At 52.9% G+C, this 19,169-nt stretch carries 15 protein-coding genes; 8 read left to right on the forward strand and 7 right to left on the reverse strand.

All coding sequences use genetic code 11. From position 1 onward, the window contains the following. Positions 1-651 precede the first annotated feature (651 nt). The 6 genes from MK110_04135 (at position 652) to MK110_04160 (ending at position 6,710) form a co-directional block, all read left to right on the forward strand. On the forward strand, positions 652-1,203 hold the full coding sequence (locus MK110_04135; protein MCH2210465.1) for a glutaredoxin family protein: 552 nt from the start codon (positions 652-654) through the stop codon (positions 1,201-1,203). Beyond that, the gene (locus MK110_04140; GenBank protein ID MCH2210466.1) at positions 1,200-1,916 is read left to right on the forward strand and encodes a TIGR04282 family arsenosugar biosynthesis glycosyltransferase; all 717 of its coding nucleotides are present in this window, start codon (positions 1,200-1,202) and stop codon (positions 1,914-1,916) included. Before MK110_04135 ends, MK110_04140 begins: the two co-directional genes overlap by 4 nt. 134 nt (positions 1,917-2,050) lie before the next feature. Continuing rightward, on the forward strand, positions 2,051-2,518 hold the full coding sequence (locus MK110_04145; protein ID MCH2210467.1) for a response regulator: 468 nt from the start codon (positions 2,051-2,053) through the stop codon (positions 2,516-2,518). An 84-nt stretch (positions 2,519-2,602) separates the two neighbouring features. Further along, positions 2,603-3,829, forward strand: coding sequence for a class I SAM-dependent rRNA methyltransferase (locus tag MK110_04150; GenBank protein MCH2210468.1), 1,227 nt, complete (start codon positions 2,603-2,605; stop codon positions 3,827-3,829). A gap of 354 nt (positions 3,830-4,183) precedes the next feature. Next, the gene (locus tag MK110_04155) at positions 4,184-5,626 is read left to right on the forward strand and encodes a protein kinase (GenBank protein ID MCH2210469.1); all 1,443 of its coding nucleotides are present in this window, start codon (positions 4,184-4,186) and stop codon (positions 5,624-5,626) included. 115 nt (positions 5,627-5,741) lie between these two features. After that, entirely contained in the window at positions 5,742-6,710 is a 969-nt protein-coding gene (locus MK110_04160; protein ID MCH2210470.1) for an acetyl-CoA carboxylase carboxyltransferase subunit alpha, read from the forward strand. A gap of 225 nt (positions 6,711-6,935) precedes the next feature. Here the strand turns inward: MK110_04160 and MK110_04165 are convergent, their stop codons facing one another. Next, complete coding sequence (locus MK110_04165; GenBank protein MCH2210471.1) at positions 6,936-8,117, reverse strand: CvpA family protein; 1,182 nt, start codon at positions 8,115-8,117, stop codon at positions 6,936-6,938. A 509-nt stretch (positions 8,118-8,626) separates the two neighbouring features. Between MK110_04165 and MK110_04170 the strand changes: the two genes are divergently transcribed. Then, positions 8,627-9,481 carry a MotA/TolQ/ExbB proton channel family protein gene (locus MK110_04170; GenBank protein MCH2210472.1) on the forward strand — a complete coding sequence of 285 codons (855 nt, stop codon included), beginning with the start codon at positions 8,627-8,629 and terminating at the stop codon, positions 9,479-9,481. A 237-nt stretch (positions 9,482-9,718) separates the two neighbouring features. Here MK110_04170 and MK110_04175 read toward each other — a convergent pair whose 3' ends face one another. The 3 genes from MK110_04175 to MK110_04185 all read right to left on the reverse strand — a co-directional run bounded on the left by MK110_04175 (position 9,719) and on the right by MK110_04185 (position 14,070). Further along, positions 9,719-11,809: a terpene cyclase/mutase family protein gene (locus MK110_04175; protein ID MCH2210473.1), complete on the reverse strand. Its 2,091-nt coding sequence runs from the start codon at positions 11,807-11,809 to the stop codon at positions 9,719-9,721. Positions 11,810-11,977: 168 nt separating this feature from the next. Next, complete coding sequence (locus MK110_04180) at positions 11,978-13,483, reverse strand: MlaD family protein (GenBank protein MCH2210474.1); 1,506 nt, start codon at positions 13,481-13,483, stop codon at positions 11,978-11,980. After that, positions 13,480-14,070, reverse strand: coding sequence for a paraquat-inducible protein A (locus MK110_04185; protein ID MCH2210475.1), 591 nt, complete (start codon positions 14,068-14,070; stop codon positions 13,480-13,482). The genes MK110_04180 and MK110_04185 overlap by 4 nt, the downstream gene beginning before the upstream one ends. 60 nt (positions 14,071-14,130) lie before the next feature. Here MK110_04185 and MK110_04190 point away from each other — a divergent pair, with 60 nt between their 5' ends. Next, entirely contained in the window at positions 14,131-15,441 is a 1,311-nt protein-coding gene (locus MK110_04190) for an APC family permease (GenBank protein MCH2210476.1), read from the forward strand. Between the two features lie 95 nt (positions 15,442-15,536). Here MK110_04190 and tatC read toward each other — a convergent pair whose 3' ends face one another. The 3 genes from tatC to MK110_04205 form a co-directional block, all read right to left on the reverse strand. Further along, positions 15,537-16,634, reverse strand: coding sequence for a twin-arginine translocase subunit TatC (gene tatC / locus MK110_04195; GenBank protein ID MCH2210477.1), 1,098 nt, complete (start codon positions 16,632-16,634; stop codon positions 15,537-15,539). A 37-nt stretch (positions 16,635-16,671) separates the two neighbouring features. Beyond that, a complete protein-coding gene (ilvE, locus tag MK110_04200) occupies positions 16,672-17,532 on the reverse strand; it encodes a branched-chain-amino-acid transaminase (GenBank protein ID MCH2210478.1) in 861 nt (286 codons plus the stop codon). Positions 17,533-17,925: 393 nt separating this feature from the next. Beyond that, positions 17,926-19,164 carry an NADH-quinone oxidoreductase subunit D gene (locus MK110_04205; protein ID MCH2210479.1) on the reverse strand — a complete coding sequence of 413 codons (1,239 nt, stop codon included), beginning with the start codon at positions 19,162-19,164 and terminating at the stop codon, positions 17,926-17,928. Positions 19,165-19,169: the final 5 nt, after the last annotated feature.

The raw sequence follows: 19,169 nt of genomic DNA on the forward strand, positions 1-19,169 counted from the left end.
AATAAATCAGGGACTTGTGAACATCCCGGGACCAGCAGGGCGAAACTATTTGTCAAAGAAACCAGCCACTAATTTATAAACCTTCCGTCGGGACAACGAATCACATCGGAACACGAAACGAGGCCCCGGATCATACCCGCCGTGAAACACGGCCATCAGATCATGAAACAAGAATTGCAGCTGATCGCCGGTGGCACCGCACTCATGCCACGCATTCGAATCAACTGTGGCTGCTGTATTTGACAACAGCCCGTCAGCAGCAGGTAATGAAGCGGGCACCGATGTCATCGAATCACTCAGCAGTGACAAGAGGGCTGAGCAGCGCTACTTTGCAAAAAGATTGCCTGGTCAGCTGAATGGACATGTCATTTTTTAACTTTCGGCCCCGGCACCACAAACGACGAACCTGGGATATACTCTGATCTGAAATCCATCAGAACAATTCAGCAGCCGCTTCGAACGACTCACCATTTGCCCCTGACGTTTATTTAAGCAGACTGGCTCCATCAATCCCGCCGGGTCAGTTATACTGTCCTGATCGCAGAACCACGTCATTGATCCATTGACCTGGACGAGTTAGGTCGGGGTGGTGCGGAAGAGCAACACCGGCACAAATCCGGACACAGATACCAAAGTTTGAAAACCCCACCAATGAATGAACCCGGGGAACATGAGGTTCAGGAACTGAACAGGCGAATTGGAACGATGTTACTGTTGATGGGCGCAGCGATGTGCCTGCTGATGTTTATCGATCGTTCCGGCCTCACCATTCGTACGTTACCCGGATTCTGGTATCGATCACGGCCACTGCATCTGCTGGTGTGTGCCGGATTCTTTCTGGGAGGTCTGTATCTGCTTCGTGATCGGTCACCGACGACAAACGCCGACAGTGAGAACCTGAATCCAAACAGAGAAGAGTATCCGGTGTTTGAACGCGTGCGACTCTTTACCAGATCAGACTGTGCGCTCTGTGAAGAGGCAACAGATATACTGGAGTTATACGGAGCATGGATGCCGGAAATCGAATTCATAGACATAACCGGCGACAGCAAAATGGAAGAACAGCATGGACTGTGCGTCCCCGTGATCGAAATTGACGATCGCGTCCGGTTTCGTGGCCGTATCGACACTGTTCTGCTGCAGCGATTGATTGATGCACGCCGACGCCGATTCGATGTCTCAGATCCGGAACATTTGTCGTGAATATTCTGGGCATGTTCGCCAGACATCCGGCTCCTGGAAAAACAAAAACTCGTTTGGCTGCAGATACAGGAGAACAGGCAGCCGCAGAACTGTACGCATGCTTTGTTCAGGATCTGGTACGACGGACCGCCTGCCTGGCGGACCAGGTCTGGCTCGCCATCACGCCTGATACTAACACATCACACAACTGGTTTCGGAACCTGTCCGACTCCGACAGTGACATCGATTTTCTGCTGCTGACACAGCCGCAGGGGAATTTAGGCGAGCGCATTGCATGGTTCTTTCGTACGGCCGCAGCTCAGGGACAGGGACCAGCCGTATTAATCGGGACGGACAGTCCCGACTTACCATCGTCCCGAATCACACAGGCATTCCGAATACTGAACGACGGAATCGCCGATGTGGTAACAGTGCCGGCAACTGACGGGGGCTATGTACTTATCGGAGTGGCCGGTGAACCCGGTGATCTGTTTAACAATATTCGCTGGAGCAGTCCTTTTACACTGCTGGATACGCTCCGTTCTGCAGGACACGCCGGGATGCGTTTCTCTGTTTTGTCCCCTTGGTACGATATCGACCATGCTGAAAACCTCGGAACACTGTTGGCGCTGCAAAAATCGCCAGGTCTCACAGAGGCTGCTGCGTGTCCGGACACCACCCGTTATCTTACTCAACTGCTGCCTGACATAACCGACACCTGTGACAACAATTAATGTCGTTCAATCCGGGTTCACAGCTTCATGCTGACTGAACCATACAATATTGTGGGTTAACCGCGATCGAAGGATCAGGTATAGTCCGTTGGGCTATTTTGTGAATTGCTCCGTGGTTTACTTCGGATGACACCATGTCCGCACTGGAAATCAACCTCTCCGGCTCCAGGGTTTTGATCGCTGATGACAACGATCAGAATCGCGAACTTCTTGATGCCTATCTGTCAGAAGAAGATTACCACATTCTGATGGCTCGTGATGGCGAAGAAACACTGCAGGTCGTGCGGAACCAGCAACCCGACCTGATTCTGCTGGACATCATGATGCCACGAATGAGTGGCTACGAAGTGTGCGAACAGCTCAAAAGTGATTCAGAGTTTTCCGGCATCCCGGTCCTGATGGTGACGGCGCTCAATGAGATGGGGGATATTGAAAAAGCAGTCATTGCCGGGTGTGATGATTTTTTGACAAAACCCGTGAACCAGCTGGAGCTAAAGACTCGCGTTCGATCACTGCTGAAAGTTCGACATCTGGCCGGTGAACGGGACCGTTTACTGGCGTATCTTGCTGAAATGGAACAGCGAGTGCTGTCTACACCGTAAGGTCTCAAACAGACGGCAATACATGACGTTGGCCTGCGTCGTCAGTTTCGAAGTCCGAAATCTCAGATTCAGATTGTTCTATCGATGTCTGATGTAGTCCATGCTGAGGGCCCCGTAGCTATCATTCGTAAACGCCGGGCCCAACCGTTTTTTGGTCGTCATCCCTGGGTATTTGCGGGCGCTATTGAACGTATTGAAAGTGCGGACGGAATACAGCCCGGTCCCGGAGATCCCATTCAAGTACGTTCGCATCAGGGAGAATTCATTGGTTGGGGACTGCTGAACCCAACCAGTAACATTCGCATTCGAATGTACTCGTGGACTCAGCAGGAAACGATTACAGAGAATCTGCTTTGTCACCGGATCAGAGCCGCGATTAGTTGTCGAAGCTCTGTCTGCCGACTGGATGCAGATGGTACCGCCTGCAGGCTGATCTTCAGCGAAGGGGATCTGCTGTCCGGCCTGACTGTTGACTGGTACAACGGATTTGTTCTTGTCCAGTTTACAAGTCTGGCACTGTATCACTTCCGCGAAGCGATTCTGGAACAACTGAAGCGGACGCTGCAGCCTCAGGGTATCTGGTTGCGTACAGAAAGAGGAATGCGTGAAGCGGAAGGACTGGAAATCACGGATCGTCTGGTATCAGGCCAGGAACCACCACGCCCGCTGTTCATTGTGGAAGGTGAGCTGCAGTTCGGCGTGGATGTTCAACAGGGGCAAAAAACAGGGTTCTATCTTGACCAGCGTCAGACGCGAAAGGCATTGACACGATATACCCGCGGACATCGGGTACTGGATGTATACTGCTATTCGGGTGCCTTCGGGCTGACTGCTGTGCGAAGTGGTGAAGCCAAACAGTCTCTGGGGATTGATTCGTCAGCGGCAGCTCTGAATCTGGCCACGGCTAATGCCCAACTCAATGGAGTTGCCGATCGTTGTGAATTCAGGAACGGCGATGCCAGGGTGGTCCTGAGTGAGCTCGCACAGCAGGGTACTGAATTCGATACCGTTATTCTGGACCCGCCAAGAATGGCGCGGACACGTGCAGGAATCGAACGTGCGATTCGAGCCTATATTAAACTCAATCTTCAGGGTGTGAATGTCCTGAAACCCGACGGAATTCTGGTGACCTGCAACTGCTCAGGGCTTGTCTCGCGAAACCAGTTCTTCAGCATCGTGGCTGAAACTTCACGGCAAAGCCGTCGGCATATTCAGATTCTGGAGACTCACGGACAGCCGAATGACCATCCCGTCAGTGCCGTATGTCCGGAAACCGAGTATTTGAAAGTTTGTCTCTGTCGAGTCAGCTGAGTGACTAAATATTCCAATGATGAATTTCAGCACCATACTGATAATTTCGCCACAGGCGTTCCCTGGTTCGGGAAGTGGATTGTCCCATCAGGAAAGATTGCCTTCGCAAAGGCTGGTGCCAACAGGCTATAATTGGCGGGATTCTGATAATCGAGCGGCCATTGACAGATCGCCTTTACCTGCTGACCGGGACGGAAACGAATCTGTGGGCCAGGTTGGCAGCTGAATCGCAGTTACATCAACAGGAAAGAGAATAATGTGACTGAGGGACAACTAACGGTTGGTAAATTCGAATTACACAACTGCATTTCAACCGGAAATTCGACCCAGATATGGGAAATTTCGGAGCAGGGCATGCCTGTGAGACAGGCAATGAAACTTCTGCTGGAAGAGTCACATAAACTTGCGGAAGAGAAGGCTCTCCTGAAACACGAATTCAAGGTGGGACAGTCACTGATCCATCCAGGATTTCTGAGATTCCATGAAATTGAGGTGAATCGGGACCACGGTTTCTTCACGATGGATCTCGCCGGTGTCCCAAGTCTGAAACAGCATATCTCCAGCAGTCTGGCGGGTGTACAGTCGCACTTTTCCAGGATTGCAGTGGCATTGAGTGAAGCATTCCACTTTATGCATGAAAAGGGCTGGCTTCATCGCGATATCAAGCCCGACAACATTCTGGTGAGCAGAACAGCGGACGTGAAAGTGATCGATTTCTCCCTGTCGACCCGTGTGAAGAGCAGCCTTGCAAAACTGTTTTCAGGGAAACAGGTTATTCAGGGAACCCGCAACTATATCGCTCCTGAAACGATCCTGAAAAAGCCGGCAGATGAAAGGACAGACCAGTACAGCCTCGGAATTACACTATTCGAAGTGGTGACAGGGGGCCTGCCGTTTGCAGGATCGACCCCATCGGATCTACTCGTTAAGCACGTGAGTGAAACACCGCCACCACCTTCGTCAATCAACCCTAATCTCACCCAGGAAGCCGAAAATTTCATACTCAAAATGATAGCAAAGAAACCATCAGATCGATTTGAAACCATGATGGATGTTGCTGTCGCATTCCGTGAGCTGAAGTGTTTCCACGAAGACCCGGTGACACTCTATGAGCGTATGACTCGCGAAGACAAAGAACAACAGACAATGTCTGTCGACAAACGGCTGGACAGTCGAGCTGACGCAGAACGTACAGCAAAGGGAATCCGTGCTCCTGTTTCGAACAAAAAGAAGAAAAAACCGACGGCTTCGAACCTTGCAGCAAAGCAACAAAGGCCACAGGAATCTGCTCAACAGACTGCAGTCCCTCAGATTCCCTCAATGGCACCTCCGGCACAATATTCAGTTGCACCTCCGGCACCATATCCCGGTATGCCGGGGCAACCGTATCCAGGCCAGTTTGTCCCTGGTCAACCGATGCCAAATCCAGGTCAGACCGTGCCGGTGCAACCCTATCCCAATCAGCCTGTTCCCGGAATGACGTATCCTGGTCAGACGTATCCCGGCCCACCGATGCCAGGTCAGCCTTATCCGCCTCCGTCGTTCACCGGCTATGCCCCACAACCGTACCCGGGGCAAATTCATCCAGGACCACCGGCAACCGGACCGATCCAGCAGCCCACTGAAATCGTTCAACCGGAAGCTCCTCCGTCGGTCGGAAGCGAAATACCTGCTTCATCCGCCAAATCTCCGGACACAACTCCGGAAACTGCTCAGAGTCCGGCGGAACCGGATTCGAATACACCGCTGGAAGCAACTGAGGAAGACGTCCGAAGTCTCATGGATAAAATTGAATAGCCAAATATCATCGGGTCAGTCCTGAGCGTTTCCATGTTCGCCAGGGACAGGCAAATTATATTCCAATCATATTCAGGTCTCGGTCATACCGGGACCGCTTACTGAATCAATTGTCATGGCACTCACGCATCACCTTCCGTTCGAAAAGCCGATTCGCGAACTCGAACAGCAGCTCGCAAGACTCGAGGATGTCCCGAATCCCTCACCTGCAGTTCAGGACAGCATTCGGCGCATGCGCGTCGAAGTCACGCGAATGACCCGGGAACGCTACAATAATCTGGACCCTTGGGAAATCGTTCAGGTTTCGCGTCATCCGGATAGGCCTCAGACCGCCGACTATCTTGAGTTACTGTTCGATGAGTTTGTTGAACTGCACGGTGACAAGACATTTGGCGATGACCGGGCAATCGTGACAGGGTTCGCCAAGCTGGATGGGCGTCGCGTGATGATGATTGGTCATCAGAAGGGGCGAACACTCAAAGAACGTCATGAATGTCTGTATGGATGTGCCCATCCGGAAGGTTATCGCAAAGCATTGTCAAAGATGGAAATGGCATCCCGTTACGGACTGCCGATCGTCTGTCTTATCGACACACCGGGAGCCTATCCTGGAGTGGGAGCTGAAGAACGAGGACAGGCGTATAATATCGCTGTCAATCTCCGTGAGATGTCAACCTTGGAAGTCCCGGTCATCTGTATCGTGATTGGTGAAGGAGGTTCCGGCGGAGCACTGGGAATCGGTATTGGTGATCACGTAGCCGTTATGCAGAATGCCTACTATTCGGTGATCAGCCCGGAAGGCTGTGCGGGAATTTTGTGGAAGCATTCGAAACATGCAGACAAGGCTGCCCGAGCCCTGCGATTTACAAGTACCGATCTGCTGGAGCTGGGGATTGTGGAAGAAATCATTCCTGAACCGCTTGGTGGTGCTCACCGCAACCATCGTCATACGGCCACAACGCTGAAGGGATGTATCCTGGACGCACTCAAAAATCTTGACCAACTGGCCGTCGGGGAACTGCTCGAACGTCGTTATCAGCGATACCGCCGAATTGGAGCGTTCGAACACAGCAACAGCGACTGACTCCTGACCGACTTCGAGACCACACATCAATGTCTATGCGTTATCGAAATCAGAAACGACGTTGAACCGCAGGCAGTGTGCGAAGCTCCTGTTCAATGACCACAGAGCTCTGTTTCTGTACGACCCCCAACGTCCGATAATGTCCGTTATGTTTGGTTAACAGAAAATTCACTCAGTATTTGCAGGCGTCCGTTTCCCGCCTGCTGCACGTCCCGCTGTACGCTGCTACCGGGAACGCTTTAGACGAGTCCGCAAATCAAAGTTAGTGAGTCGGTCAACGGATTCTCGGGCCTGGTCCAGCTGATTTAAAATGCGTTCGTCGATACGCGTATCGACATCTGTCCGTGGATCCGGATCACGCCCACTGCCCGTGATATCAATGTACCAGTCTTCCAGGACGGCTGTCCTTATTCGCTGCGGAAGACCATCAAGATGCTGTTTGATACGGATGATCATTAAATCCGCATCTTCAAAATCCTGATATTCATCTGCAATACGAGCCATGAGTCCGGCATCTGTTACCGACTCAGCTCCTCCCCCCTGCCGCCGAGGTGGCTCAAATAAACTGTTAAGTACACGGGTCTTTTCAGTGGAAGGCTGATATTTGAGATCGGTCACCAGCCGATCCTGTTCACTCGCCGTCATGTGGCTCCATCGGTCCCGCAAAACGGCAAGGCTTGTTCGATTTCGGATCGACTCAGGCAGTAGATCCAGCAGAGCCTCATATGCTTCCCCGGACCGGATACCGTCAACAGATGGTTCATCCGGAAACCCCGGATCATCGTGATTCCATCGTGCCCTGCCGTCGCGGCGGACACTCCCGATCCTTTGGTCAATAAAGTCCTCCGGAGACGCTTCGATTCCTCCATCTTCATTGTGAATCGCCGTATGCGCCTTCTTGTATTCTGCCAGGCTCTCCCTGATCACAGGATGAGCGTCTTCCGGAATCAGCGGACCAACCTCATCCAGAATCAGACAGGCTATGTGTCCGGTTTGCGATCGGGCAACGGTATTCCCCAATGACTCCGAAAACGAGTCTGAAAGTGTGACCGCAAAAAAGGTAATCACCAGTGACAGCAGCGCCCCCTTGAGCAAACCGAACAGACCACCCAGTTGCCGGTCGAAATCCTGAAATTTTGCCTTCTCCAGAGCTCCGCTCAGAGACCTGGCCACCAGAAAGGTTCCCAGTGAAAAACCAAGATACAGAATGAACATTGCAATCCAGTGTCTCAGTCTGGATGACTCAACGCTGATCAGCGGCTCAATCTGCGGAGCAAGCTTGTCGGCAAACTCAAAACACAGCACGATGGCAACAATCCAGGCGAGCTGCATAACAAGGCCACGTGCCGCTCCCTGCCAGACGCCATAAGCCAAGATCGCCAGAATGACAAAATCGTACCAAACCATTATCAGAAGCTTCGCAATCCAGTTTCGGTAAGGAGTCGAGAGTCGAAAGTATAGGGCGACTGTGTGGAACAGGAAAAGACCGCTTTGCCAAGCATCAGTTTTACCAGCACGCACAGATACAGGGAAACATTCTGCTGGACGTGAATGTTCAGCCGTACTCGGGCAGGGCGAACGTTCTGTCCGTACCTGCCGTTCAGAACAAGGGGTTCCGTGTAAACACTTTTTCTGTAAATTAGGTAACTCGGATTCCGGACCAAAACACCCTGTGTCTACGAATCAAACTCGACGATTGCGATTCCGGTGTCCAAATACCTGCGAGCCGAAGTAGTGGAATTCGGACCAATATGCACAAACAGACAGGCCGAGTACAATCAGCATAGTACGCCGGACTGCTCGCAAAACTCAGATGGTCTGTACTGCTGACAGCGTCCTCCGATGGAGCTGAATGAGTCATGTTTCTGTTTGTTGATCATCACAGCATCCGTCCTAAACTGTCCCGGTTGCCGAAAATGGATATTCTTCCTCTGCATGCATCGCTGACAAATCTTTGCTCGATGAACACTCCGCAAATCCGCCACGTTGCGGCTGGTGTGCTGGTACTTGCAGCCCTGCATGTCCAGTCGTTCGTCTGCGCCCAGTCTACAACAACCCCATCCCAGGTCACTCAAGTTTTCCCGGACTCCACGACCAGATCAGCTGTCCCGACGTCACCGCAGGGAATTGTCGAAGCGATCGGATACTCATTTGCTGCAATTTTTGTTCTTGCGTCAATCGTTGCCTTGTGGTCTGCGATTGAACGACTGGTACTGCTGAGAAAGCGACGAGTCATTCCACGGGCGTTTGTCGACCGGTTTCTGCTGCATCTGCGAACCGGCCGCATGGACAAACCGACCGCGGTTGCTGTCTGTCAGCAGAATGCCAGTCCGGTCGCTGAAATCTTTCTTCATGGTGTGCGGAAATGGGGTAAGCCCGCCGTAGAAATCGAGCAGGCCGTGATGGATGGTGGTGAACGACAGGTCTCCTTATTGAAGAAACGTCTCCGCGTGCTCAACGGTGTTGCGACAATCATGCCTCTCATCGGCCTGCTGGGCACCGTGACCGGAATGATTGAAGCATTCAATAATATTGCAGACAGTAACGCGATCGGTCAGGCTGAAATATTGGCTTCCGGAATTGCGCTGGCCCTGTTGACCACAGCCATTGGCCTGTTTATCGCCATCCCGGCGCTCACAGCCTATATGTTCCTTGCAGGCCGCATCGATGCAATTGTCGTGGAAATGGACCGGCTTGGTCAGGAAGTGGTCCATTTGATCTCTGCAGAGGCTCTTCGTGAACGGGGTGAATCTGCCTCCGGCGGCCCTTAACAAAATCCATCAGCTACTGCCGTCCGGGACTGTAGACAGAACCTGAATCAGTGATACCGTTTCGGTCATTCAACTGATCGCCTTCTCATAAGACGGTTGCAGTGTAAAAAGGCACCGACAAGCCGGAAGTTGCCAATCCCCGGCTTGAAAACGGATGCAGAAACAGTTCCTCACGGACGGACTCTCGGAGTCAATTCTCAACTCCGGCTTACCACATAACTGCCTATACTCGACAATTCAGTCTCTGGACGCCAGGGAGTCGTCAGCCATCGGTTGCGCAACAACGTGAACATCGGGCAGCACTGGTCTGTAACGGTAGTAGACTTCCAGTGTGAGTATGGCCAGACTGGTTTCCAGCAGTCGTCCACCGTAACGGGTATGCATGCCTGTCCGAGGTTTCCAGCTTCCTTCTCCTGGCCCCTCCAGAACCTGACCGGCAATCAGATCATCCCGGGTTCGCGCGTTCCATCGAGTCCATTCTTCACCGCCCCAGTTGCGCATGACCTGAGTAGCAAAATACGTGGTATACAGATTGTCGTAAGGGCCGGACTTGTCCAGCAACGTGATACCGTCACGCATATCACCGTCGTCCCGTCTCCAACCGAGGTACATCCGGCACAATAGAGCCATGGCGGTCAGGCTGCCTTTGTAGGTTTTCTTTTCTACTTCGTATCCGTACCGTCCTGCTCCGTCTACCTGCACACTGTCCAGGTAATGCATCACTCGGTCCAGCGTTTTGGGAGGCACTTTCAACTTAGCCTTCTTCGCTGCCATCAAAGCCATGACCTGGAGAGCTGTCACCGATGTTGATCCAGGCTGCCGCGGCAGGTAACGCCATCCTCCTCCACGAGGATCCTGAGAATTGACCAGAAAATCCAGCGCCGCCTGAGCTGGTCTGCGCAGTCGTTTTTCTGCGGTCATACCGTATGCTTCGCACAACACAAGCGTCGCCGCACCATGAACGTAGTAGGCCTCGTTTGGTTCTTTGTCGCCATTACCCTTATTCAGCACACCACGAAGGTCGTACCCGGCTGGCGCAGACACTCCGATGTGACTAAGAAAATCCAGTCCGGCCTTCACCTGTTTTCTGTACTGACCGTTTCGGTGTGTCTGCCCCGCAGCCAGAAACGGCATGAGAGCGTAAGCCGTCGCCCCGATCGGATTGTTGATTCTTCCCGGGTTACCGGCTTCACCAACCTGAGTAAAATCCCACCAGCCCCGAGGATGCTGAACCGAAACCAGCCAGCTGAGTCCTCGTTGCACCGCTGACTCACTCGCTACCGAACCTCCAAACTTTTCCAGAAGTTTTTGTCTTCCTGCCGGACTCCGATTGTCTGTTACGCCCAATTCATCATCAGCCGCCGCGATCCGGTTTTCCGCTTCAGAAACAGAAGTCCCCGCCACTTCCATTGTGGTCTGTGGTTCCGGTTCTTCCGCAGTTTCTTCCTGGAGTACCGGCTGAGCAGCGTGGTCCTCAGATTCGTGTTCCTGTTCCTGTTGTTCGCCCTGCTCTTCCTGTGGTATTTCGACCAGTAGTGGTTCTGCGATCTCTTCCATTTCATCGGAAAATGATGCCATAATCAGAACGGGCGGAACGTCAATGTCCAGCTGCAGCGTGATCAGACTCAAAATGAACAAAACCAGTCCAACGAAAGTAACACTCGTCGCAATAGAGCCACGATTGTTCCTGAATTCGTCCAGAGCTTTGCGCGATTGTGGTTTCAGATCCTCCTTACCGGCTCGTACATTCACAGAGTGAGCAGGTCCAATTTGAGCAGATCGCACCCGCTCAACAATTTTCCTCATCCCGACGCGACTTGCCCCCTTGCGTTTTATAGACATCTTCTGCGCGACAGATCGTGTTGATGTACTGTCGTGCTTATTCTTCTGCACAGAAGAAACTATCTCCGTCTCGTCCGGTTCTGTCGGTCTGGTGGGCAGTGCAATATCACGGTTGCTAATACGGCCAGGCGTTTCTGAATCGGCCTCAACCATCATACCGGACGCACACAACGAAGTATTCTCTGGATGAAGGTTCGACACCGCTCCCTGAAGTGCAAACAATGCGTCTGTGAGGGGTAAAACCCCATGCTCCGCAGACCCCGTCTTCTCCGATTCAATCTTCATCAGAGCCGCCCGCAGATCGACGACAGAGGTCGTCGCAGCCTTCTCGGCCAGCGTGGCCAGCTGCCCGGACAGATCCAGATAGCATTCAGCCAGAGTCGCATGCTGAACAGAAGCAGCCGCCGCCTGCTCGGCCCGAGCTCGAATCTGAGCCGCGAATTCTGCGGCTGACGGCAAAGCCGTATTATCCGACGCGCTGCACATGGCCAGACCACTGGTCCTGATGGAAGTCGCACCTCCTGTGCCACAGGGCGTGAACGGGCAAATCCCCCATGAAGTCCAGAGTCTACCCGGGTGTATCGATCCGACAATACTTTAAGTGGCCGGAATTCCGTGATTCACAAAACACAAAATCCAGACTCAAGTAAGCCACTATTTTACCAGGGATTGTGGTATGGGTACCACGGACGTGCCTCGGTCCGTTACCTCCAGTACTCCAATGATTTTTCCATCACTCAAAGAAATGACCGGAGCGCCATTCCATACGGACAGATCCGTCTGGTCACCGTTTGTAATCATCCAACCCCGGTCCCTTACGGAAAAATCCCCTGCTGCAAGTGCATGAATCGCTGAAGACGTTTGCTCGTCACTAAATATCGTACGAACGACACAACAGTCTTCCGGAGTCCCGGCAACTCGTAACGCATCCGTGTTTCGCAATACATCAATTGCATCATTTTCCGGACAGGCAATCAGGAGTAAGCCGTCCTGCCGGTCTCCGTCTTCCGGCACTTCACCGGATCCGATAGTGGTCCATTCATCCGCCCCGGTAAGACGCACTTTAAGACCGGCAACAGACTCGCCGGACACAGCCTGCCCTTCTGAGGACAGTTTTACCGTAAGTATCGATACGGTGCTGCCGAAGCGGAACAGCGTACCGGTCACGGAAAATGTCCGTTGTCTTCTGATGCCCAGAAACGATTTATTGATAATTCCTTCGACGGCAACTGTCCGGGGAAGATCCACTTTAATCAGTGGAATCGAAGCTGCGTTGCGCATCCAGCTGTCGTCAACCGACGGATGCAGTGTGAAGACATGTCCGTTACGGACGTCCCGTGCCGGTTTGTTTGTCTCGGGTGTAATAAAAGAGACTCCACCCCTAACCAGACTGGACAGCGAATCCGCACTGAGATCAATACCGGCAAGGCCAACATGTACACCAATCCCGCTGGTAACCCAGAATTTAGAACCGGATTTGACCAACTGACGGTAACCTTCGCTAATCCGAACGCTGGAGTTCACGTGTTTTGCGTCAGGCGACAGACTGACCGACAATACCTGTCCCACCTGTATACCTCGCCACGTGACAGGTGCCCCAGGATTCAGACCACTGCGGCCTTCAGCTCGAAGCATGAGTTCCAGTCCGGTTCCGGCGAATTCATCCGGTGGTGTGGAGGTCAACCCTTTGAACAACCGCTGTACTGCCCCATCGGACTGACCGGGACTGACAGCGATGTAACGTGATCCCACAACCGTATCCAGGCCCTCAATTCCGGTCAGCCCGACGCGAGGACGCACAACCCAGAAGCGACTGCCCCGACGACACAGCACTTCTGCCTCCGGTTTCAACTCCACCACCACCTGAATGCCGCTGAGGTCTGAACGCAGACGGGTAGTCCGAACGACTCCGACGTCGATGCCACGATGCCGAAGTGAATCACCGGACTTCAGACCGTGACCCTGCGGGAATTCGATCGTAATCACCGGACCGGCACTCGGCATGGCCCGCCAAGCAACCGCAAAGGCGACAATCGCACAGAACAACGTAACCCACCACATCTTCGAAGTAAGAATTGTCGCAGCATTCGTTCGCTCCCGAATATCAGCCAGTGGGAACTCAGCCGACGGTTCTGCATTTTGGGGATTATCCGAACTCATTTCCTGTCCTCCCAGATTGTATGCGGGTCAAATGACAATGAGGCGACCATGCTCATCGACACACACAGGATGAATGCAAAAACGGCAGGACCCAACTGAAATTCAACAAGGCGGCCCAGCTTGACAATCATCACCAGAAACGCCAGAAGCATCACGTCCATCATGCTCCACCTTCCGACCTGCTCGATCGCCCTCAGGGTGACAGCTTTGTGTCGTCTGTGCAGAATTTCCAGGAGACTTAATTCCAGCAGCAGGACAATCTTTGTCAGCGGGAAAACGATGGAAAACAGCAAAACCACAGTTCCTACAAACCAGTTGCCGTGGCTTAGCAGTTCAAGGATCCCGCTGATGATGCTCGATTCGCTCTGCTGTCCAAGCTGATCGATTTTCAAAACCGGACAAAGTACGGCAGGCCAGAACAACAGAAACGCCGCGACCGTCGCGGCCGCGGTGCGACTGGCCGATTTGTGAGGATTGCCGCGAACAGCAATCGTCGAGTGGCAGCGGACACATGTGGACCGTTGATTTTCATCCAGTATTGGCAACTGATGAATCTGACCACAGCAATGGCAAGCTTTGTGTTGCATCGTTACCTTCTGTCTCCGGTCTTTTTGTGCATGGTCCTGACTTATTAGATTCGTTGCTCAATGTCGACTCAAATTTCACAGGATAGTCTGCGCCGAACTGTCGGCGTTTTCGGAGCCACGCTGCTTGGTCTGGGATCAATCCTTGGCACGGGAGTCTATTTTGCAATTCCGGATATGTCCGCCGTTGCAGGAACTTCACTGATTCTGCCGATTATTGCTGCAGCAGTGCTGGCAACCTGTAATGCACTGAGCAGCGCTCAACTGGCCGCCTGTTATCCGGTCAGCGGCGGAACATACGAATACGGATACAAGCTGCTCTCACCATGGGTAGGCTTCGCCGCCGGCTGGCTGTTCCTGTGTGCCAAATCGGCATCAGCAGCCACTGCTGCTCTGCAGGTCACCGCCAATCTGTTACCCGGCCCTGCTCCACTGCCGGGCTGTGGAATTGTGGCTGCGGTAGCTCTGCTTGTCATTTGTGGACTGCGTCGCAGCACCTGGATGAATGCAGTGCTCGTCACCCTCACCATCACAGGGCTCCTGATATTCGCTGTTTCCGCTGTGAATGGACCGCCGGACAGCCAAAACGGAAATGAAACCCGTCCCGGAGAACCGGTGTCTGCTGCTCCCGTCCCTGTAGCAACGAACGAAACCGTCGTCAGTTCACAAACTCTGACTCTGCAAACGTTTCTGGAAATGGCAGCATTGATGTTCGTGGGATTCACCGGGTACGGCCGGGTCGCCACGCTTGGTGAGGAAATACGGGATCCCCGGCGGAACATTCCGGTTGCAGTCGTGGCAACTCTGTCTGTCTCCACCCTTCTGTATCTTTTGGTCGCCGTGGCTGTAAATCACTGTTCTTCAGAAGTCGCTTCGGAAACAACCCTGAAATCTCTAAGTTCATCTGCCGGTGGCACTGTCACTCGCCTTGTGGCAGTGGGGGCTGTTGCCGCAATGCTGGGAGTTCTGCTGAATCTGATTCTGGGCCTGTCCCGAGTCGTTTTGGCAATGGCCCGCCGCAGTGATCTTCCTCCATTTCTGGCAAGACTGAATTCGGATCGTACGACCCCCGTATACGCTGTTGCACTGGTGGGCATCATCGTCACCGGACTTGTCTTGATGCACAACTCACGCACCACCTGGTCATTGAGCGCAGTGACAGTCCTGATTTATTACGGACTGACCAATCTTGCCGCGCTGAAGCTGCCACCGGAACACCGTATCTATCCGCGCTGGATCGCCATCATCGGACTGTGTGGATGTCTGCTGCTGGCGGTCCACATTGAAATGAAGACGTGTCTGACTGCCGGCTGTATTTTACTGGCAGGACTGATCGGACGCGCTGTCGCAAAGGCATTCAGGCAGAACAGCTGAATATCAGTGGCAAAGCGCCACCGTTGCAGTGTTCGTCGTGAGCAGCGGTCCTCCTGCAGGGGCTCTCGGACAGCGGTAAGGTCACTCCATCTGTATTATGCAAGAGGATCCTCTGCTGCCGGCGGCTTCATCCGGCATAACTGGATACCGCCAAAATACAATACAACCAGCGGAGCCAGCATCAGCAGCATGCTGCCAGGATCGGCTGGCGTCAGCAGCATCGATACAACAGACATGACCAGAACTGCCATTCGCCAGTTTTCCGTATACGTCTGAACTGTGACAATCCCGATTCGTTCCAGAAACAGCATGACCAGTGGCAGCTGAAAGCTAATCCCAAACATCATTGGCAGCATCAGTACCAAAGTAATGTATTCGGACAACCTGGGAATGAGTTCGATTCCCATCCACAGGGTAAACGCAATAAGAAATTTGAGGACAAGCGGAAACACGAAATAAAAGCAAAACATCGCTCCCGCGCCGAATAGTCCAATGCTCATCGGAAGATAACGGTGAACGTACTTGCGTTCATGCGGATACAGACCGGCCGCCACGAACTCCCAAACCTGATAAAAGACCCACGGGGAAGCCAGCATCAACCCTGCCACCAATGTGACTTTCAGGAAGGTCATAAAAGCTTCTTCGACGCGAAACGTAGTCGGTGTGTTACCCCGATCGGCTGCTTTCCGGAACGAGTTGAACAGGGGTGAACTGATCGGAAGCGAGACAGATTGAGCTGTTTTTCCGCGTTGTGATTCGTTCGCCTGTGCATCGTCAGATTGAAGGACAGCGGCAGGATCTTCGACACTGACCAGAAGTTCCGGAGCAACCGTCTGCAAAATTTTTGTCAGATCCTGAATCTGCACATCGACGACAATCGTATCCCGATCCACTTGCGGTTTGACACTTTCGGAACCAGTCGTTTCTGTCTCATCATCTGTCCACCAGCTTTTCACAAAATCAAACAGGCTGCGATCGCCAAGATCGTCCTCAACAGGTGCCGCATTGGCATCGCGCAGCGCTCTATCGATCGGTGCCTTAAGAAATCCGATAATTTTGTCGCCGATGAACATCGAAACGATGACGCCAATGACGATTCCAATCAGTGACTTCCATACATGGACCCGCAAAACCTCCAGGTGTTCCCCGAACGTCATCGTGGTGTCGTCGAATAGATCCCGATTCCGAGACATGAAACGCCCGACCTCTCTTTTTCTGTTTCGTTCCGCGTTACGACCCCTGAGTCAGCGTCCGAAATCCACACTGAAGTCGTTGCGTAACCGGTCCAGGACGACCTGTGCCAATGGTTCGACTGTCAAGGCTGACCACGGCAATCACTTCGGCTGCCGTGCCTGTCAAAAAACACTCATCGGCAGTGAAGATGTCATGACGCTCCAGTGAGGTTTCCAGTACCGTAATCCCCTCCTTGCCCGCCAACCGCATCACGACTGCCCGCGTGATTCCTTCCAAAATTCCGGCACCTGACGGCGGTGTCTTCAAAATACCATCCTGAACGATGAAGATATTGTCACCCGTGCATTCAGCTACTTCTCCATTGTGATTGAGCATTAATGCTTCGACCGACCCTGCATCCGTGCCTTCTGCCTTGGCCAGAATGTTGTTGAGATAGTTCAGTGACTTAATCCGCGGACTTAATGCCGCCGGATGGTTTCGCACTGTGCTGGCTGTCACAAGCTCCATGCCGTTCTCGTACAGTTCCTGCGGATACATGGTGATGGTATCCGCAATGATGATGACCTGCGGGTCCTTCGTTCGGCGTATGTCGAGTCCCAGCGTACCGGCTCCACGTGTAACGACCAACCGCACATAACCATCGGTAATACCGTTTGCCAAAACTGTCCTCCTGACGGCTGATACCGTTTCCTCCTGGGTCAACGGAATCTGCAGTCGGATGGCCAATGCGCTTTCATAGAGCCGTTGCACATGTTCCAGCAGCATGAACGGATTGCCACTGTAAACACGGATCCCTTCAAAAACACCATCACCGTAGAGAAGACCATGATCGAAAACGCTCACCGTCGCTTCAGCTTCAGGCAGCAGATTTCCATTGATAAACACCTGTCGTGACATTCGTTCACCTGTGTTTCATTCAAACACCCGTCTGAGAACCTTGTGGATGTCCCGCGTCTGTGACATCCATTATGTTCGCAGCGAACTCAGCAAATTATTGCCCCGTCGGACAGAGAAGAAAGATATTTGTGGATACGTCGCCCCGGAAACCCGTCTGCAAAACTGCCAGCCAGGCATGCGCTGCGCAGGTCAGCCGGTCTGGTGACATCCCAGCCACAACAGGACACAGTGATTCAGATCCTCGTCAACACAAGACAGAATCAGTGCGTACGTACTGTAAAATTCATTGTTCAAATCAGCTAACAGCTGCTTCGAACGAATGTTTTCGTCGCTCGAAAGGGCACGGCAAACGACGGTCTTTTGCTGTGATCTGATCGGCTTACCACTACTGAACTAACGGTCGATCTCACCCATTACAATGTCCAGTGACCCAACCACGGACGGAACGTCGGCCAGAGGAACACCTTCGCAAAGGATGTCGGTTACAGACAAATTGCAAAAGCATGAACTCTTCGCTCGTGCTCGCAGAGGTTCCGCGTTGCCATCACCCACAATATAAAATCCCATCTGTCCACGTGGACATTCCGTTTCCAGATAGACTTCGTCTTTCGGCAGTTTTGTGTTCAACCGGAATGGAGCACGATGACTGCCCTGGGCAGCCAAGTATTTCGGTACGGCCTGACGTACCAGTCCAATCGCCTGCACAACTTCGAGCATTCGCACATAGAATCGACACCAGTTGTCACCGAGGCGAACTTCGCGGGGAGCGTCTTTAAATGGCGCAGAAATGACGTCGAATTCATAATTTTCATACATGCGGGTGTAGATCGGTTCACCGTCGCGGCGCAGGTCATAATCCACCCCGCTGCCACGCAGTACCGGTCCTGTACAACCACAACTGACTGCCGTTTCCGGGTCCAGGACTCCGATACCGGCCGTACGTTTAATAAAGATGGCATTTCGAGTCAGCAGGATGTGGTATTCCCTGATTCGTTTCTCCAGCCACTGCAGAAACATTTCGATGACTTCGACAAATGGATATCTTTCGCCTGGCGTGAATCCTGCAATCGCGGCCAGACCGTCCGGAATTTCGATTTCTTCCGGCAGGTCATGAGTTGCCCCGCCGGGGGTCAGATAACTACAGGTCAGTCGGGCCCCGCAGACTTCTTCAAACAGGTCCAGAATGATCTCGCGTTCCCGAAACGCATACAGAAACGGACTAAAAGTGCCGAGGTCTAGTCCATAGGCCCCCATCCCGACCAAGTGGCTGGCAATCCGTCCGAGCTCAGCGATGAGCACACGAAGGTGCAGTGCCTTATCAGGCACTTCCATATCCACAAGTTTTTCAACGGCCAGCGCGAACCCCAGGTTCATGTTCATGGCCGCCAGGTAGTCCATACGGTCCGTGTACGGAATCCACTGTGGCGTGGCGAGATTCTCACCGATCTTTTCCGCACACCGGTGCAGATATCCGATATGCGGGGTGCATTCATGCACGATTTCACCATCGGTCCGAAGCAACAGACGCAACACACCGTGTGTGCTGGGGTGCTGCGGACCCATGTTGACCAGCATTTCGTCGGTCTGCACATCGAATTCAACGACGCGAGGATCTTCTATCTGCATACTCATGACAA

Source organism: Fuerstiella sp. (assembly GCA_022447225.1).
Classification (GTDB): domain Bacteria; phylum Planctomycetota; class Planctomycetia; order Planctomycetales; family Planctomycetaceae; genus S139-18.

What these genes read in the sequence shown, in the direction of transcription:
- MK110_04135 (MCH2210465.1), top strand. Translation starts at nt 652, where the DNA reads ATGAATGAACCCGGGGAACATGAGGTTCAGGAACTGAACAGGCGAATT.
- MK110_04145 (MCH2210467.1), top strand. Translation starts at nt 2,051, where the DNA reads ATGTCCGCACTGGAAATCAACCTCTCCGGCTCCAGGGTTTTGATCGCT.
- MK110_04150 (MCH2210468.1), top strand. Translation starts at nt 2,603, where the DNA reads ATGTCTGATGTAGTCCATGCTGAGGGCCCCGTAGCTATCATTCGTAAA.
- MK110_04155 (MCH2210469.1), top strand. Translation starts at nt 4,184, where the DNA reads ATGCCTGTGAGACAGGCAATGAAACTTCTGCTGGAAGAGTCACATAAA.
- MK110_04160 (MCH2210470.1), top strand. Translation starts at nt 5,742, where the DNA reads ATGGCACTCACGCATCACCTTCCGTTCGAAAAGCCGATTCGCGAACTC.
- MK110_04165 (MCH2210471.1), bottom strand. Translation starts at nt 8,117, where the DNA reads ATGGTTTGGTACGATTTTGTCATTCTGGCGATCTTGGCTTATGGCGTC.
- MK110_04170 (MCH2210472.1), top strand. Translation starts at nt 8,627, where the DNA reads ATGGATATTCTTCCTCTGCATGCATCGCTGACAAATCTTTGCTCGATG.
- MK110_04175 (MCH2210473.1), bottom strand. Translation starts at nt 11,809, where the DNA reads ATGTGCAGCGCGTCGGATAATACGGCTTTGCCGTCAGCCGCAGAATTC.
- MK110_04180 (MCH2210474.1), bottom strand. Translation starts at nt 13,483, where the DNA reads ATGAGTTCGGATAATCCCCAAAATGCAGAACCGTCGGCTGAGTTCCCA.
- MK110_04185 (MCH2210475.1), bottom strand. Translation starts at nt 14,070, where the DNA reads ATGCAACACAAAGCTTGCCATTGCTGTGGTCAGATTCATCAGTTGCCA.
- MK110_04190 (MCH2210476.1), top strand. Translation starts at nt 14,131, where the DNA reads ATGTCGACTCAAATTTCACAGGATAGTCTGCGCCGAACTGTCGGCGTT.
- tatC (MCH2210477.1), bottom strand. Translation starts at nt 16,634, where the DNA reads ATGTCTCGGAATCGGGATCTATTCGACGACACCACGATGACGTTCGGG.
- ilvE (MCH2210478.1), bottom strand. Translation starts at nt 17,532, where the DNA reads ATGTCACGACAGGTGTTTATCAATGGAAATCTGCTGCCTGAAGCTGAA.
- MK110_04205 (MCH2210479.1), bottom strand. Translation starts at nt 19,164, where the DNA reads ATGAGTATGCAGATAGAAGATCCTCGCGTCGTTGAATTCGATGTGCAG.